Source organism: Sediminibacterium sp. (assembly GCF_019264485.1).
Taxonomy (GTDB): Bacteria; Bacteroidota; Bacteroidia; order Chitinophagales; family Chitinophagaceae; genus Sediminibacterium.
Map to the genome: position 1 here is coordinate 58,108 of NZ_JAHVAA010000002.1, position 16,836 is coordinate 74,943.

Genomic DNA, 16,836 nt, shown 5'->3' on the forward strand with positions numbered 1-16,836 from the left:
GATTTTATTTAACGTATCCATCATCACAACTACCCTGCGCAAACTCCGTTTTCTCTTTTCTCTGCGGTGAATCTTCGAGTAAATTCACCGCAGAGAAAAGAGAACGCAGGGTTTTCGCAGGGTTATTTATCGTTCCCATTTCATAAGGGTGGCCATAATGGTGGTGGAGAAACCAATGATAGCAATGATGGTGAATGACCAGCGAAGACCGGATAATTCTGCTATAAAACCAATGAGTGGGGGTCCAATCAAAAACCCTAAAAATCCAATGGTTGATACGGCTGCCAATGCAACTCCCGGCGACATGGTTTTCGATTTACCGGCGGCGCTGTAGACCATCGGTACAACCGATGAAACACCGAGCCCTACCAGAAAAAAACCAAAAGTAGCCGTAGTAATGGCGGGAAACAATACAGCAATGGCCAATCCACTGCTGATGATGATACCACTGGCCTGCAGCATTCTTTGTATACCAAAACGGGTTACCAGCCTGTCGCCCAGAAACCTGCCGGTAGCCATGGTGGCCATAAAAACAGTATAACCCAGTGTTACCATTTCCTTAGGTGCTTTCACTACTTTCTGAAAGTATACACCACTCCAGTCGAACATAGTTCCTTCACAAACCAGACAACCAAAAGCAATCAGTCCCAGCTTGAGAATCGAAGCATCTGGCTTTACAAAAAGGGGTTGTTGTTTTTCGGGTTTTGTATCCTTGGGAAGAATATAACCCTGTGCCAGCAATACAACAACAAGCGAGGCTATACAAATCAATAAAAAATGATGCAAGGGTGTTATTTCCTGAGCAATAAGAAAGGTACCAATAGCGGCACCGGAAAAACCGGCGAGGCTCCAGATACCATGAAAAGTAGCCATAATTGACCGTTGGTACAATGATTCTACACCCACTGCCTGTGTATTGGCAGAAATATTATAGAGATTTCCGAAAATGCCAAAACAAAACAATACGCCCACCAATTGCCAGGTGGCAGTTACGGCACCAATGAGGATCAATATCAATGGATAACCAACTGCTGCAATAGTTACCATCGTTTTACTGCTGAAACGTGTAACAGCCCAGCCCGATAGTGGCAGGCTCAGCATTAAACCGATGGGTAAAGCAAATAAAACTGCGCCCAGCCCTGCATCACTTAAACCCAGTTTAAGCTTGATATCTGGTATGCGGCTTGCCCAACTGGCAAAACATAAACCCGCCATAAAAAAGAAGACAGCCACCGCCAAACGATGTGCTTTCAGTGATCTGGTTGCTTGCATGTGACAAAGATGAGATAAAACCGCTGTTTTTCAAGCCCTCTCTCATTCGGATGCTTAGGGCTTTTGAAGTATATTTGCAGCCCGTTAAGGTAGACCATAGCCCATGGTCGATGGTCCATATACCATGGACTATAGTCTATGGGCTATCAACTACTACAAGCAATCAACCTCAAAGAACCAATTATGTTTCGTACACACACTTGTGGAGAGTTAAGGGCCAGTGATGCCGGAAAAAATATAACCCTGGCCGGCTGGGTGCAAACTGTTCGTAAATTCGGCGCTATTACTTTCGTTGACCTGCGCGACCGATATGGTATTACACAATTATTATTTGGAGAAGATTTAAATACCGCATTGGATGCCCAGCCATTAGGACGTGAATTTGTAATTCAGGCAACGGGTAGCATTGCAGAAAGAAGTAATAAAAATCCCAATATTCCCACCGGTGATATTGAGATTCATATAAGCAGTTTCAAAATCCTTAATAAATCGGCCGTACCACCGTTTACCATACAGGATGATACAGATGGTGGCGATGACCTGCGTATGAAATACCGATTTCTTGACCTGCGCAGAAACGCCATTAAAAAAAACCTGGAACTGCGTTATGCAGTTAACCGTTCAGCACGCAACTATTTACATGAAACTAATTTCATGGATATAGAAACACCCTTTCTGATTAAATCAACACCAGAAGGAGCAAGAGATTTTGTAGTGCCCTCCAGAATGAACCCGGGTCAGTTTTATGCATTACCTCAATCGCCACAAACTTTCAAACAGCTATTGATGGTGAGTGGATATGACAGATATTACCAGGTTGTAAAATGTTTTCGTGATGAGGATCTGCGTGCGGATCGTCAGCCGGAGTTTACACAGATCGACTGCGAAATGGCTTTTGTAGAGCAGGAAGATATTTTGAACATGTTTGAAGGAATGGTGAAGCGGGTGTTTAAAGATGTAAAGAATATCGACTACACCGAAAAAGTGGAACGCATGAGTTGGGAAGATGCCATGTGGATATACGGTAACGACAAACCAGATATCCGCTTTGGTATGCAGATCGCTAATCTTAAATCGGCTTTCCTGAAGGGCGGAAAAATAAATGCTATCGGCGAACTGATTAATGGTGCTGGTTTTGGCGTATTTGATAATGCAGAAACCGTATTGGCTATTGCCGCTCCCGGTTGCAGCGAATACACCCGTAAGCAAACCGATGAACTGACCGAATGGGTAAAACGTCCACAGATTGGCATGCAGGGTTTGGTGTACATCAAGTGCAATACAGATGGGACATATAAAAGCAGTGTAGATAAATTTTACGCTGAAGAAAAACTCAAAGCCATTGCAGATGCCGCTGGTGCCAAAGCAGGCGATCTTGTATTGATATTGGCAGGAAGAGAAGAAAGAACGAGGAAAGCAACCAGTGAACTTCGTTTGGAAATGGGTAGAAGACTGGGGTTGAGAAAAGATGATGAATTCAAATTATTATGGGTTCTTGACTTTCCTTTGTTTGAATACGATGAAGAAGGTAACAGATGGGTTGCACGTCACCATCCTTTTACTTCTCCGAAACCTGACCAGATTGAAGTAATGATCAATAACAACCCGCTTATTGAAAACGCAGATAAGTACCTGGAGCATCCTTATTCCAATATCAAAGCCAATGCCTACGATATGGTATTGAATGGTAATGAAATTGGTGGTGGTTCTATTCGTATTTATCAACGTGAGTTACAGGAGAAAATGTTTGCGGCTTTGGGTATGAGTGAAGAAGAAGCACAACATAAATTTGGTTTCTTGTTAGGTGCTTTTGAATATGGGGCCCCTCCTCATGGTGGTATTGCCTACGGCTTCGATCGTCTCTGTGCCATTTTAGGCGGCAGTGAAAGCATCCGCGACTTTATTGCCTTTCCTAAAAATAACAGTGGAAGAGATGTAATGTTAGATGCCCCAAGTACGATTGATGCACAACAGTTTGATGAATTACAGATTAAATTAGATTTGAAATAATCATTAAGCAACTGATTTTGAAAATCATAAATATGATTTTCAAAATCAGTTGCTTAGTTGGCAAATGCCGAAGGATATTTATTTTTAGCTTCCTTTTGTACTTCGTTCAACATTTCTATTTTGACCAATGAATTAATAATGTATAAAATCATTATAACAACTATTCCATAAATCTGAATATTACTTCTTAACTCTTCCCCTGCCAATAGATCAAATGGTTTCTTAAATAAACTCGTTAGTATTTGAAGAATGAATACTAAATAGTAAAAACTAAAATCAAAGAATTGAGGATCAGTCATCAGCAATTTTTCATGCTGGGTTCGGCGAAGTTTCGATTTATCTCTTTCAACTCGCAGAAATTGAATTGCAGCAATTAGCCCGATTAAAATAATATTAGCTATTAAATATGGTTCAGACAAAAAACGATCGACTGTAATGACACTTAAAAGAATCATTATTGCCAGCAATATTTTCGGAAAAGTAAAATAAGTGTAAAACAAGCGTTTACGCATTTTACGGTATTTTTTTCGCATTGTGGTAGTCTTAGCTTCAACAATCTCCCGTAAACCCAGATTACCGAAAGAAAAATGAACCAGTTCTAATGCCTGCTTAAAAGTCAGTGACTCGTTGGTTTGCATCTTCTCTTCAATCGCATTAGCCATATGATCAACAATTTCTACCTGTATGTCATAGTAGCTGATACTCTTTCTTTTACAATAAGCATACAATTCTTGAATCTGTTCATCAGATAACATAGTCATGCAGTTTTAGGTTGAAAAATCAATGATAAATTCTCTAAAAATGATTGTAGTTCATTAAATGACTGTACGGATTGTTTTTTCCCTGCTTTTGTAAGTGAATAATACTTACGCATTCGGTTACCCGCAGATTCAATTTCAGTTTCTAATATCCCTTCTTCTTCCAGCCGATGCAAAAGCGGATACAAAGCCCCTTCTGTAATATCCAGGTGCCCTTTAGTCAACTCACGTGCCTTTTGTGTAATCTGGTAGCCATACATACGCCCGTTATCTTTCAGTAACTGAATAATAATGGGTTCAAGACAGCCTTTGTATAAAGCAGACTTATTCATGAATTGAAGGTAGAGAAAATTAATTATACCTAACTTTCTTAGGTATAATTAATTTTGAGAGTATCTTGGCTTTTCGTATATTGTATCTGGTTGCTCTCCCTGCGGGGATGCAACCATTTTTTGTTTGTACCAGACCATACAATCAACTACTTATGCATGGAAACCTGCTTTTCAATAATTATCAGATCAGACCAGGTTCCTGGGATGAAATGAAAGAATCAGACACCGTTCGGCTCCCCTATCATTCAATATGCGATGAGCTCTGTGGGCTAAACCTTACGGAACTGCAGCAGAAAGACAGAATGGCTGCTGAACTTTTCATGAGCCAGGGAATTACATTCACTGTGTACAGTGACAACGAAGGAATAGAAAGGATATTTCCTTATGATATCATTCCAAGGGTTATTACCAATAAAGAATGGGAGCAGATTGAAACCGGTATTAAACAAAGACTAAAAGCCCTGAATCTTTTTCTTAAAGACATCTATCATGAACAACAAATTCTCAAAGATGGTATTATCCCTGCTTCATTAATCGCTTCCTGTCCGCATTTTACCCGTGAAGTTTTTGGCATAAATGTGCCACACGATATTTATGTAAACATTGCCGGCATTGATCTTATCAGGGGAGTTGACGGTGCTTTCTATATCCTGGAAGACAATTTGCGAACCCCATCAGGTGTATCTTATATGCTGGAAAACAGGGAGGTAACCAAACGGCTTTTCCCCGACTTACTGGCTAACAGCAATGTGAGAATGATTAATAATTATCCGCTTTTGTTACATGATAACCTGATGGCCATGTCGCAAAGAAAAGTAGATAACCCAATGGTTGTATTACTTACGCCGGGTGTATTTAATTCTGCCTATTTTGAACATACATTTCTTGCCCGGCAAATGGGTATTCAACTTGTTGAAGGAAGAGATTTGCTGGTCGACAATCATAAAGTTTATATGAAAACAACGGGTGGTCTTCGCCAGGTAGATGTAATATACAGGCGCATTGATGATGAATACCTTGACCCGTTGGTGTTCAGACCCGATAGTGCATTGGGTGTGCCTGGTTTAATGAGTGCCTATAGAAAAGGCAATGTAACTATTGTGAATGCATTGGGTAATGGTGTAGCAGATGACAAAGCAGTTTATGCTTATGTACCTGCCATGATTCGTTATTACCTGAATGAAGAACCCATCATTCCTAATGTTCCTACCTACCAGATGAAAAATGAAGAAGAGCGGCAATATGTTTTTGCGAATATGGATCAAATGGTAATCAAAGAAACCAATCAATCTGGAGGATATGGTATGGTAATGGGCAATAAGGCTTCTGCTGAAGAACTGGATAAAGCAAGAGCTGACATCCTGCTTAATCCAAGAAATTTTATTGCACAACCGATCATCCAGTTATCAACAGTGCCTTGCCTGATTGATGGAAAATTACAGGCCCGACATGTAGATTTACGTCCATATGCACTTTGTTCTCCTACAGGTATTGATATTGTTCCCGGTGGCTTAACAAGGGTAGCATTGCGTGAAGGATCGCTTGTAGTAAATTCATCACAAGGAGGAGGAAGTAAAGATACCTGGGTAATTGATCTTCCCGGCAGCGACTGATCAACCCAATTTTAAAAGCTCAACTAACAAATATGCTTAGCAGAATTGCAGACTCACTATACTGGCTTCACCGATATATGGAAAGAGCAGATGGACTTTTACGTTTGTTAAAAACCAGCTATATACTTTCTTTTGATAAAGTTCAAACAAGTGCCATCACCTGGCAACCTGCATTAGAAATTTTTACCAGTTTACCTGCAGACGAAATCAATACCCTTAAACAGAACAATGCAGCCGCCTTAAAATATTTATTACTGGATAGCAATAACCAGAATTCGTTAAAAGTAATACTTACCCGTGCCCGTGAAAATGCCAGAGGTGTTCAGGATCAGATCACCAAAGAAGTATGGGAGCAGATTAACCTGATTTATCACCTGATTCACCATCCGGCAACACAGGAAAAATTATCCGGTAATGATGCTATTCTTGTTATTGATTCATTTATCAATAACAGCGATCAGTTTTGTGGTATTACAGACAGCACCATGCCTCGTGGACAGGGGTGGAACTATATGAACCTCGGTAAATACACGGAGAGATGTTTACTGACACTGGAGTTTACCTATAATTTTTTTAGAAAAGTCAATCATGACCTGAACCAGGAACAGGATATTTTATTCTGGCGGGGCCTATTACTCGCTCTGTCTGGTTATGAACACCACCTGAAAAATTATAGTAATCAGCAACATAATTACAATGTAGCTAAACAGGTATTATTTGATAAACATTTCCCCCGGTCATTATATTATGCTTTAGAAAGGGTGCATAAATATTTATCGGATATCACCATTTTGAATCCCATAGAAGGAAGTCCTGCCATTACTAGATCATTCGGAAGAACAAACAGTCATGTGCGGTATTCGGATCTGGAAGCGGTTGCCGAAATGGGACTTGATAAATTTCTTATCCAGGTAAGGCATCATCTTAAAGATTTTTCCCGGCAGTTCGGGCAATTGTATTTTTCGTATTCTTAAAGCAACTTATCCATGCCCATTTTCACCATACAACATATTACTAAATACCAATACGACAGGCCCGTTAAGGAAAGTGTAAATGAAATCAAGATCTATCCGTATGCTGATGCCCAGCAGGAAATATTACAACATGATATTCTTATTACAGGCAATCCAGATGTACATCTTTCCTTTGATTACTGGAACAATAAAAAAGGGAGTTTTAACCTGCTTCCACCACACAGGGAGCTGGTAATTGACAGCAGACTTAAAATCAGAACTACCGACTGGGTTACTAAATCTATCCCCGGCAATTTCCCTGAAAGCCTGCCAACAGAAGTGGAACAGAATATGCAATTGCTATCCTTAAGCACTCCAACACCGATACTTGCAGAAAATGAAATACAGCGTTATGCAAAAGCTTTGTACCATTCAGATAAGCAGGTAGCGATGATTATTAAAGATTGCTGTGAGTTTATTTATAATCAGTTTACCTATATCAAAGGAATTACCACTATTGAATCGAGTGTGGATGAAATATTGGAGAAGAAAGCAGGTGTATGCCAGGATTTTGCCCATGTGATGTTGGAAATTTTGAGAAGAATGGGCATTCCCGCGCGTTATGTAAGCGGCTATATTTGTCCGAATAAAAATGGTATGCGTGGCGAGGGAGCTACCCATGCCTGGGTAGAAGCTTATATTCCTTCGTATGGATGGCTGGGTGTTGATCCAACGAATAACGTAGTCGTTACACAACATCATGTAAAACTGGCTGTGGGACGAGATTTTACCGATTGTAGTCCGGTAAAAGGTACTTTCAAAGGACCGGCTCAGCAATCCTTGTCGGTATATGTTTCTGTGGGTTATGAAGATGGTGCCAGATTTGAAGAATTGAATGATGTGCATATGGAAAAACAAAACACACCCGTTCCAGCCATTATAATTGATACATTTGCCGGGCAACAACAATAGAATGTATGCCGGCATTGAAAATTTTCCGTATCCTCTCTTACATCATGATTCCCATCGCCTGTCTTTTCGGATTAATGGGTTTCCTCATACTGATTCCAGCCCTCATGAATCCATCCATGTGGCTGATGCTGTTTTTATTTGCCAGCATTGTTATTTATACTTTTTCCAGTTTTAAATTTCTCAGTTCCGGTATTGAACGTAATGCAAGATGTAAACCCTCACTCAAAGACTGGATCAAAGTAAATGCGTATGTAAGCCTCGTAATGGGAGGTATGTTTTTTATCAATGCCATCGGCATTCTTTCATTAGGTCCTGTGGCGCTGAACGACTTTGTAACACAAATGATCGATTCGCAACCCAACTTACCCAAAGGAATAAAACCAGAACTCATCATTTCAATCCTGAAAACGGTTGCCGGTTTTATGCTGATTGCAAGCATCATTATCGTTGCCCATGTGATACTTGGGCTCCGTATGGTGAAAAAATTCGGGCACCTGTTTGTGCCACCAACAAATCAATAAAGAATCTCTCCCCTTTTTTGTATTTTACAAAAGTGAATACAACAACACCTTTAGCAGAGAGAATGCGCCCGGTTTTATTAGATGACCTGGTGGGGCAGGAACACCTCACCGGCAAGGGGAGTATCCTCAGAACATCAATTGAGAATGGCAGGATACCGTCCATGTTGTTATGGGGACCTCCCGGTGTTGGTAAAACAACCATTGCCAATATTATTGCACATAGTTTACAGGCTCCCTACTTTCAGTTGAGTGCCATCAGCAGCGGTGTAAAAGATGTTCGGGAAATAATTGAAGAAGCCAAACACAAAGCTGGTTCTGTATTGTTTATTGATGAGATACATCGTTTTAACAAAGGACAGCAGGATGCTTTGCTGGGAGCTGTTGAAAAAGGCATCATTACTTTAATTGGTGCCACCACAGAAAACCCATCTTTTGAAGTAAACAGTGCCTTGCTGAGCCGTTGTCAGGTATATGTATTAAAAGCTTTACAGGACGATGACCTGATCCGCCTTTTGCAACAGGTAGCGGAAAAAGATACCATACTCAGGTCGTACAAGATTCAATTAAAAGAAACAACTGCATTGATCAATATTTCTGGTGGTGATGCACGTAAATTGTTGAACCTTTTTGAACTGGTGGTTCAAACAGCCAGCCTCAAACAAAACAATACAAAAGATATTACCGTTACCGATGCATTGGTGATGGAAGTGGCTCAAAAAAAAGTAGCCCTCTACGATAAACAGGGAGAGCAGCATTATGATATTATTTCGGCATTCATCAAAAGTATGCGCGGCAGCGATCCGAATGGAGCAGTTTACTGGTTGGCGAGGATGATTGAAGGCGGAGAAGATGTAAAATTCATTGCCCGTCGTATGGTTATTTTTGCAAGTGAAGATGTAGGCAATGCCAATCCCAATGCGCTCCTTTTGGCCAATACTACTTTTGATGCGGTGAATAAAATTGGTTACCCCGAAAGCAGGATCATTCTTTCGCAATGCGCCACTTATCTGGCATCATCTGCAAAAAGTAATGCATCTTATATGGCCATCAACCTTGCACTTGCAGCAGTACAACAACAGGGTGACCTCCCCGTTCCACTCCATATACGGAACGCCCCTACCCAACTCATGAAAAACCTGAATTACGGAAAAGATTACCAATATTCTCATATGGGAGAAGGCAATTTTATTCCGCAGGAATACCTGCCTGAAAAAATTGCCGGCACCAAATTCTATGAGCCTGGTAACAACGCCCGTGAACAGGAGCTCCGTAAATTCCTCAAAGAAAGATGGAAAGATAAATACAACTACTAACCTCTGCGAAAACTCCCTGTCCTCTCGTTCTCTGCGGTGAATAACAAATTTAAATTCACCGCAGAGAACGAGAGTTAACAGAGGTTACGCGGAGAAGATATTACTGCATTTTCACCCTAATCAATACCTCTTTTACCGACTCTTCCACTAAACAAGTGGTTATAAGCCTTGTTATTCATAGATTTAGTACCCAATTCTGTCTTATGAAACAATTACTACGATTATTTATTCTTACCGGTTTTGTTGGTCTTACCAATATTAGCCATTCACAAACCATTGTTCAACGCGACCCCGAGATTGAGACAATGGTAAAAGAAGTGAATACAGATTCCCTGAAAGCATATATCTATAAACTGGTAAGCTTTGGCACCAGGAATACACTCAGCACGCAAACAGACCCCAACAGGGGTATCGGCGCTGCAAGGAACTGGGTATTGCAAAAATTTAATGAGTTTGCAAAAAAATCGAATGGCAGGTTAACTGCTTTTATCGATACAACTACCCTTCAAAAGGGTGGAAGGGTTGATACAACGATACTATTAGGCAACGTAATGGGCATTCTGAAAGGAACTGATACAGCAGATAAAAGAATTTTTGTCATCAGTGGCCACCTCGACAATATGCGTACCAGTGTAATGGATCGTATTGGTGATGCTCCTGGTGCCAATGACGATGGAAGTGGTACAGCAGCAGTCATTGAAAGTGCAAGGATAATGAGTCAGCGTAGTTTCCCGGCTACCATCATTTTTGTAGCAGTAAGTGGTGAGGAACAGGGATTGCTGGGCGCCAGATTCATGGCAACAAAAGCCAGAAAAGAGAACTGGAATATCGAAGCCGTTTTGAACAACGATATCATGGGTAGCAATAATACCAGTGAAACCAATATCATCGATAATACCCGTATACGTGTATTCAGTGAAGGTATTCCTGCTTATGAAACAGAAAAGAACATTCGTAATATCCGTCAGTTAGGTCTGGAGAATGACGGTAAAGCACGTCAACTGGCAAGGTATACGAAAGAAATTGGTGAACGCTATGTAGACAATCTTGAAGTAGTAATGATTTATCGCAACGACCGTTTTCTGCGTGGCGGCGATCATACTTCATTTATTGAACAGGGGTATGCAGCTGTTCGTTTTACTGAAATGAATGAAAACTATTACCACCAGCACCAGAACGTACGTTTGGAAAATGGTATACAGTATGGCGATCTCCCGGAATTTATGGATTATGAATACCTGCGTAAGAACACAGCAATGAACCTGAGCAATCTTGCTAATCTGTCGAAAGCACCTGCCATGCCGGAAGAGGTAAAAATTGAAACGCGCCGCTTAAGTAATTATAGTCTGATTACCTGGTCTGCACCAAAAACAGGGAAAGTAAAAGGATATTATATTCTGATGCGTGAAACTACAAGCCCCGTATGGCAGAAGAAAATATTTACGACCGAAAAATCGTATCAGTTACCTTATTCTAAAGACAATTATTTCTTTGCAGTACAGAGTGTTAATGAATCCGGCAATGAGAGTTTGCCCGTGATTCCTGTACCAGGCAGATAAAATTGAATTGATTTTAAGCCACAGATTCACTGATTACGGTAATCTGCGAATCTGTGGCTTAACTATTCCTATACTTTCCCAGGTACCATTCTTCCTGCCACTTTATCTTCTGCTCCCCTGTTACCACCTTCATGGTATTCGGCATCTTCGTTTACTTCCCACAAATCGTACAACTCATTACCTGCAATGATGTTTTTAGCAGCCAGCATAGCCGTCATCATACTATGATCCTGGTTATTGTATTTATGCATGCCATTTCTTCCCACCAGGTATAACCCCGGATACGCTTTAATGGCCTGACGAATATTCTCAACATGTTCCTTATAATCCTGGTCGTATACAGGATAAGCTTTTGGCTGGCGAACCACATACCCATCTACCACAGCACTGCCTTTTGTAAGTCCGATTTTTTCTATTTCCTTTTTACCCAATTCAATCAAAACATCGTCGCTGCTCGTCCATAAACCATCGCCTTCAAAACAGAAATATTCAAGTCCGTAGCAGGCCATCGCAGGATCGGGCACCATGTATGGGCTCCATGATTTAAAGTTTTGTACCCTTCCCACTTTTACACTCGGGTCGTGAATATAAATCCAGTTATCACTAAATGCATCTTCATCTTTACAGATCAATACAACAGTGAGAAAATCACGGTATCCCAGTGCTGCTGCCGATTGTAAAACGGGTGTTGAAAAAGCCGGTGATACGCTGGCTACCAGTTCGCGCATGGGTGCAGAAGAAAGCACATAATCAAAATCAGTAAAACTGCCTTTCGTATTTGTTTGCACTGACCATTTTCCGTTTTCTATTTGAATTTGCTGTACACCGCAATTCATTTCCAATACCATACCATTGGCTTTTGCTTTTTCGGCGCATACTTCCCACATCATTCCCGGCCCCTGCTTGGGGTAACGGAAAGAATCGATCAGGGTTTTGATAACTTTATCCTTATCACCCGCTTTCCTCACGGGCTTGAACAATGCATTCCAGATAGCACTGCTTAACGACAATCCTTTGATTCGCTGTGCAGCCCAATCGGCACTTATTTCTTTACAGGGAATACCCCATACTTTTTCTGTATATGTTTTGAAAAAAATATTAAAAAGCCGTTGACCAAACTGATTGGTTACCCAATCTTCAAAATTGGTTGGATTTTTTATGGGGAAGGCTTTTGCTTTGAGATAACTGAGCACACAAAGACCACTTTCAATGATTCCCAGTTTATTCAATGCTTCAAATGCAACGAGCGGATAAGAAAAGAATTTATGGTTGTAATAAATCCGCGAACTTCTGGGTCGTTCCAGCATTTCATCACCTAATATTTCTGTCCAGAAATCTTCCACTTCCTTTGATTTTGAAAAAAAGCGGTGGCCGCCAATATCAAAATGAAAGCCTTTATAAGACTCTGTTCTCGAGATTCCACCCACATATTGCGGATCTTTCTCAAAAACAGTAACTGATTGTCCGTCCTTGGCCAGTAAATACGCTGCAGTTAATCCCGCCGGGCCGGCACCAATAATGGCAATTCTTTTTTTCATATACCTGAATCGCTGAAAATATATTTTCGTCAGCGGGCCAAAGTTGTGAAATAAATATGGTACTACCACTATTTTTGCCCCTGTTCATCTATTTATTCCGCCATGAGCCTATACAACTGGTACCATAAAAGCTTTAATGAGCTTTCTCCACATGAATTGTATGCCATTATGCATTTGAGAAGTGAGGTATTCGTAGTGGAACAAAATTGCCCATATCTCGATCCGGATGGTAAGGATCTGCATTCCTGGCATTTGATGGGCTGGGATGACAATAAACTCGTTGCTTATAGCCGTTTATTACCCGCCGGACTTGCTTTCGAAGAAATTTCAATTGGCCGGGTAGTCAGCTCACCTGCGTACAGGGGTACCGGAGCCGGAAAAGAACTTATGAAGAATGCCATTGAAACAGCTTATCAATTATTTGGTCACCAACCTATACGGATTGGTGCACAGCTATATCTCCAGAAGTTTTATGAATCATTGGGTTTTGTACAGGTAAGTGAAATGTATCTGGAGGATAATATTCCGCATATTGAAATGCTAAAAAAAGATGCAAGTTTCAAGCCTCAAGATACAAGAAGAGAATTTTAAACCCTGCACCTCGTATCTTGTGACTTGTATCTTGTGACTTGTATCTTGTGACTCGTATCTTATAGCCTGTAGCTTACCCCTTTAGTTCCTCCTTCACAAACCTCGCCGTATGACTTTTTTTGTTGTGGATCATTTCTTCCGGTGTGCCTTCAAATAAAATAATACCACCACCATCACCACCTTCCGGGCCAAGATCAATGATATGATCTGCTACTTTAATTACATCAAGGTTATGTTCAATGACCAGTACAGAATTTCCTCTGTCTACCAGTTTATTCAACACATCAAGCAGGTGACGTATATCCTGAAAATGCAGACCGGTTGTGGGTTCATCGAGAATATAAAATGTTTTTCCGGTATCTTTTTTACCCAGCTCTGTTGCCAGTTTCACGCGTTGAGCTTCACCACCACTAAGCGTTACGGCCGATTGACCTAAAGTAATATAACCGAGTCCTACATCCTGCAGCACTTTTATTTTTCTAAACAGGTAATGTACCGGTTGAAAAAAATCGCAGGCTTCATCAACCGTCATGTTTAAAACATCGCTGATCGATTTTCCTTTATAACGTATTTCAAGTGTTTCTCTGTTATATCTCTTACCATTACACTTTTCACAATGCACATATACATCTGGAAGGAAATTCATTTCTATTACACGCATTCCACCACCTTCACACATATCGCAACGCCCTCCTTTTACATTGAAAGAGAATCGTCCTGCATTATATCCCCTGATTTTTGCTTCAGGTACAGATGCAAATAAGGTTCTGATTTCTGTAAAGAATCCACAGTAAGTAGCAGGATTGCTTCGTGGTGTTCGGCCAATAGGCGACTGGTCAATTTCAATCACTTTATCAATATGCTCAAGACCCTTGATGCTTTTGAATTCCATTGGTGTTACCCTGCTGTTGTAACAATGTTTCGACAATAACGGATAGAGGGTTTCATTGATCAGGGTCGACTTACCGCTACCACTCACCCCACTCACCACAATCAGTTTACCCAAAGGAAACTGCACATTTACATTTTTCAGGTTATTACCACCTGCCCCTTTCAGTTCCAGTAATTTCCCGTTGCCTTTTCTTCGCTCTGCCGGTATCTCAATACTTTTTTTGCCGTTCAGGTATTGTGCTGTTTCAGAATGACTCTTTAAAACATCTGCCGGTGTTCCTGCTGCCACAATTTGTCCACCGTAAATACCTGCCCTTGGGCCAATATCAACCAGGTGGTCGGCTGCCAGCATTATATCCTTATCATGTTCTACAACTAATACAGTATTCCCAATATTGCGTAGGTTTTGTAAGGCTTTGATGAGTTGCTGGTTATCGCGCTGATGCAATCCGATGGAAGGTTCATCCAATATATAAGTGATACCCTGCAACTGCGAGCCGATCTGTGTAGCAAGCCTGATTCGCTGTGATTCTCCACCACTCAATGTTCTCGATGGCCGGTTCAAGGACAGATATGTGAGTCCTACATCCAGTAAAAACTGTAAACGCTCCCTGATTTCTTTCAGGATATCTTTGGCAATAACATTTTGCTTGTTATCGAGTCTTTTTTCAATACCATCAAACCACTTATGAAGTTTATCAAGGTTCAGGTTACTGAGTTCAGAGATATTTTTTTCATCAACTTTAAACCAGAGACTTTCTTTTCTCAGTCTTGCTCCCTTACAGTCACCACAGGTTTTTAATTCCATAAATTTCTCTACCCATTCCCGAAGAGTTTCGCTACTGCTGGTTCCTGTAAACCATCTTTTAAGCATGGGTATGATACCTTCAAAAACTCCTTCATAGGGCGTTCCTGTTGACACTTCATCCATATCGATAGTTTCTTCTGTAATACCATCAGCATTTCCATAAAGCAGAATATTGAGTGATTTCTCAGGTATTTCCTTGATGGGTTTATCCAGACTGATTTTATTTTTTTTTGCAAGTGTTTCTACATTCCTGAACATATACGCATCACGCTGTTCACCCAATGGTGCTATACCTCCTTCTTTTATACTCAGGGAACGATCCGGTATTACCGCTTCCATACTCACCGAATACACATTACCCAGACCTTTACAAACAGGGCAGGCTCCATAAGGTGAGTTAAAGGAAAAAGCATTGGGTGAAGGTTCTTCATAACTAATTCCCGTTTCTTCACACATCAATTGCTTGGAATACTGTACAACCTTACTGGTATCGTTGATGAGGAGAAACATGAGATCCTTTCCCATTTTCAGGGTCTGCTGCACACTCTGGCTCAGTCTAACACGCATATCGTCTGTTACCTGTAAGCGGTCTATCACTACTTCAATATCATGTATTTTATATCGATCTACCTGCAATTTGGGTGTGAGATCGATTATTTCTCCATCAACCCTTACTTTCAGAAATCCTTTTTTGCGGATGTCCTCAAACAACTCTCTGTAATGACCTTTTCTACCTCGAATCAATGGCGCCAGTAAAGTGATCTTTTTCTGTTTGTATTTCTGAAAAATATTGTCAACGATTTCTTCTTCGCTGAACTTGACCATTTTTTTACCGGTATTATAACTATATGCTTCCCCTATTCTTGCGAATAACAAACGCATAAAGTCATATACTTCCGTTACCGTACCTACTGTTGATCGTGGATTTTTATTGGTTGTTTTTTGTTCGATGGAGATAACAGGTGAGAGTCCGGTTATTTTATCTACATCCGGTCTTTCCATATCGCCCATAAACTGGCGGGCATAGGCACTGAAGCTTTCCATATACCTTCGCTGTCCTTCATTGTAAATGGTATCAAAAGCGAGTGATGATTTGCCACTTCCACTTACACCTGTAAAAACAATCAGTTTGTTTTTAGGAATACTGATATCGATATTTTTCAGGTTATGCTCCCGTGCACCAAATACGGAAATTTGTTCATCCTGAAATTGTATAGGAGTTATTTCGTTCTCTTTTGAGGTCTTTTTTGCCATAGCTGAAAGGTAAAGATAAGAACATCCTTTCAGCCTTTTCGTTGTAACCGAACGAGTGTTAGGAAAAAATTTTATTAGCTGAAATGCCTTATATTAAAGGGTTTCAGAGAATTAACAATTTTATTTCTTGTTCAGATTTGGAAATTTCATCCTCAGCACCCTACTTTTGTATCAGTTCTTTCAACAACAACTTATCAAGAAAGGCAGAGGGAATTGGCCCGATGATGCCTTGGCAACCCATATCACTTACTCAGTGGTACGAAGGTGCCAAATCCGATCCCGCTAAAAGCGGGAAGAGATAAGTCAGAGTAAAAGTTTGATTTCAAAAACGGTTTACCGTTCTACATAGTTCAAGCTCATCTGACTTACCGGGTGAGCTTTTTTTATGCGCTCCCGGTAAGTTAGCTCTCCTTCTCGATTTGTTGCTGCTGAATAACACTGACTAACAACA

13 protein-coding genes and 1 riboswitch are annotated in these 16,836 nt (G+C 40.7%); of the genes, 8 read left to right on the forward strand and 5 right to left on the reverse strand.

The window, feature by feature from the left end:
• Window positions 1-126: 126 nt before the first annotated feature.
• A complete protein-coding gene (locus KXJ59_RS00515; protein WP_295199954.1) occupies window positions 127-1,272 on the reverse strand; it encodes an MFS transporter in 1,146 nt (381 codons plus the stop codon).
• Between the two features lie 183 nt (window positions 1,273-1,455).
• Here KXJ59_RS00515 and aspS point away from each other — a divergent pair, with 183 nt between their 5' ends.
• Window positions 1,456-3,282, forward strand: a complete 1,827-nt coding sequence (aspS, locus tag KXJ59_RS00520) for an aspartate--tRNA ligase (protein ID WP_295199955.1) — start codon at window positions 1,456-1,458, stop codon at window positions 3,280-3,282.
• Window positions 3,283-3,335: 53 nt separating this feature from the next.
• Here aspS and KXJ59_RS00525 read toward each other — a convergent pair whose 3' ends face one another.
• Window positions 3,336-4,037, reverse strand: a complete 702-nt coding sequence (locus tag KXJ59_RS00525; RefSeq protein WP_295199956.1) for a hypothetical protein — start codon at window positions 4,035-4,037, stop codon at window positions 3,336-3,338.
• 2 nt (window positions 4,038-4,039) lie between these two features.
• A complete protein-coding gene (locus KXJ59_RS00530) occupies window positions 4,040-4,372 on the reverse strand; it encodes a helix-turn-helix transcriptional regulator (protein ID WP_295199957.1) in 333 nt (110 codons plus the stop codon).
• Window positions 4,373-4,524: 152 nt separating this feature from the next.
• On the opposite strand from KXJ59_RS00530, the gene KXJ59_RS00535 reads away from it, so the two are divergent.
• The 6 genes from KXJ59_RS00535 (at window position 4,525) to KXJ59_RS00560 (ending at window position 11,303) form a co-directional block, all read left to right on the forward strand.
• Complete coding sequence (locus tag KXJ59_RS00535; protein ID WP_295199959.1) at window positions 4,525-5,985, forward strand: circularly permuted type 2 ATP-grasp protein; 1,461 nt, start codon at window positions 4,525-4,527, stop codon at window positions 5,983-5,985.
• A gap of 32 nt (window positions 5,986-6,017) precedes the next feature.
• The gene (locus KXJ59_RS00540; RefSeq protein ID WP_295199961.1) at window positions 6,018-6,959 is read left to right on the forward strand and encodes an alpha-E domain-containing protein; all 942 of its coding nucleotides are present in this window, start codon (window positions 6,018-6,020) and stop codon (window positions 6,957-6,959) included.
• A 12-nt stretch (window positions 6,960-6,971) separates the two neighbouring features.
• Window positions 6,972-7,910 carry a transglutaminase family protein gene (locus KXJ59_RS00545; RefSeq protein ID WP_295199964.1) on the forward strand — a complete coding sequence of 313 codons (939 nt, stop codon included), beginning with the start codon at window positions 6,972-6,974 and terminating at the stop codon, window positions 7,908-7,910.
• A 5-nt stretch (window positions 7,911-7,915) separates the two neighbouring features.
• Window positions 7,916-8,431 carry a hypothetical protein gene (locus tag KXJ59_RS00550; RefSeq protein ID WP_295199967.1) on the forward strand — a complete coding sequence of 172 codons (516 nt, stop codon included), beginning with the start codon at window positions 7,916-7,918 and terminating at the stop codon, window positions 8,429-8,431.
• 32 nt (window positions 8,432-8,463) lie between these two features.
• Entirely contained in the window at window positions 8,464-9,744 is a 1,281-nt protein-coding gene (locus KXJ59_RS00555) for a replication-associated recombination protein A (RefSeq protein WP_295199969.1), read from the forward strand.
• A 203-nt stretch (window positions 9,745-9,947) separates the two neighbouring features.
• The gene (locus KXJ59_RS00560; RefSeq protein ID WP_295199971.1) at window positions 9,948-11,303 is read left to right on the forward strand and encodes a M28 family metallopeptidase; all 1,356 of its coding nucleotides are present in this window, start codon (window positions 9,948-9,950) and stop codon (window positions 11,301-11,303) included.
• Between the two features lie 68 nt (window positions 11,304-11,371).
• Here the strand turns inward: KXJ59_RS00560 and KXJ59_RS00565 are convergent, their stop codons facing one another.
• Window positions 11,372-12,910, reverse strand: coding sequence for an NAD(P)/FAD-dependent oxidoreductase (locus KXJ59_RS00565; protein ID WP_295199972.1), 1,539 nt, complete (start codon window positions 12,908-12,910; stop codon window positions 11,372-11,374).
• Window positions 12,911-12,943: 33 nt separating this feature from the next.
• On the opposite strand from KXJ59_RS00565, the gene KXJ59_RS00570 reads away from it, so the two are divergent.
• Entirely contained in the window at window positions 12,944-13,432 is a 489-nt protein-coding gene (locus KXJ59_RS00570) for a GNAT family N-acetyltransferase (RefSeq protein WP_295199974.1), read from the forward strand.
• Between the two features lie 73 nt (window positions 13,433-13,505).
• Here KXJ59_RS00570 and uvrA read toward each other — a convergent pair whose 3' ends face one another.
• The gene (uvrA, locus tag KXJ59_RS00575) at window positions 13,506-16,385 is read right to left on the reverse strand and encodes an excinuclease ABC subunit UvrA (RefSeq protein WP_295199976.1); all 2,880 of its coding nucleotides are present in this window, start codon (window positions 16,383-16,385) and stop codon (window positions 13,506-13,508) included.
• Window positions 16,386-16,573: 188 nt separating this feature from the next.
• Window positions 16,574-16,690, forward strand: a riboswitch (SAM riboswitch).
• The last annotated feature ends 146 nt before the right edge of the window (window positions 16,691-16,836 follow it).

Bases quoted from the DNA above. Each gene is read 5' to 3' on its own strand.
- KXJ59_RS00545 (WP_295199964.1), top strand. From the start codon at position 6,972: ATGCCCATTTTCACCATACAACATATTACTAAATACCAATACGACAGG.
- KXJ59_RS00515 (WP_295199954.1), bottom strand. From the start codon at position 1,272: ATGCAAGCAACCAGATCACTGAAAGCACATCGTTTGGCGGTGGCTGTC.
- KXJ59_RS00540 (WP_295199961.1), top strand. From the start codon at position 6,018: ATGCTTAGCAGAATTGCAGACTCACTATACTGGCTTCACCGATATATG.
- KXJ59_RS00570 (WP_295199974.1), top strand. From the start codon at position 12,944: ATGAGCCTATACAACTGGTACCATAAAAGCTTTAATGAGCTTTCTCCA.
- KXJ59_RS00550 (WP_295199967.1), top strand. From the start codon at position 7,916: ATGCCGGCATTGAAAATTTTCCGTATCCTCTCTTACATCATGATTCCC.
- aspS (WP_295199955.1), top strand. From the start codon at position 1,456: ATGTTTCGTACACACACTTGTGGAGAGTTAAGGGCCAGTGATGCCGGA.
- KXJ59_RS00525 (WP_295199956.1), bottom strand. From the start codon at position 4,037: ATGTTATCTGATGAACAGATTCAAGAATTGTATGCTTATTGTAAAAGA.
- KXJ59_RS00530 (WP_295199957.1), bottom strand. From the start codon at position 4,372: ATGAATAAGTCTGCTTTATACAAAGGCTGTCTTGAACCCATTATTATT.
- KXJ59_RS00560 (WP_295199971.1), top strand. From the start codon at position 9,948: ATGAAACAATTACTACGATTATTTATTCTTACCGGTTTTGTTGGTCTT.
- uvrA (WP_295199976.1), bottom strand. From the start codon at position 16,385: ATGGCAAAAAAGACCTCAAAAGAGAACGAAATAACTCCTATACAATTT.
- KXJ59_RS00535 (WP_295199959.1), top strand. From the start codon at position 4,525: ATGCATGGAAACCTGCTTTTCAATAATTATCAGATCAGACCAGGTTCC.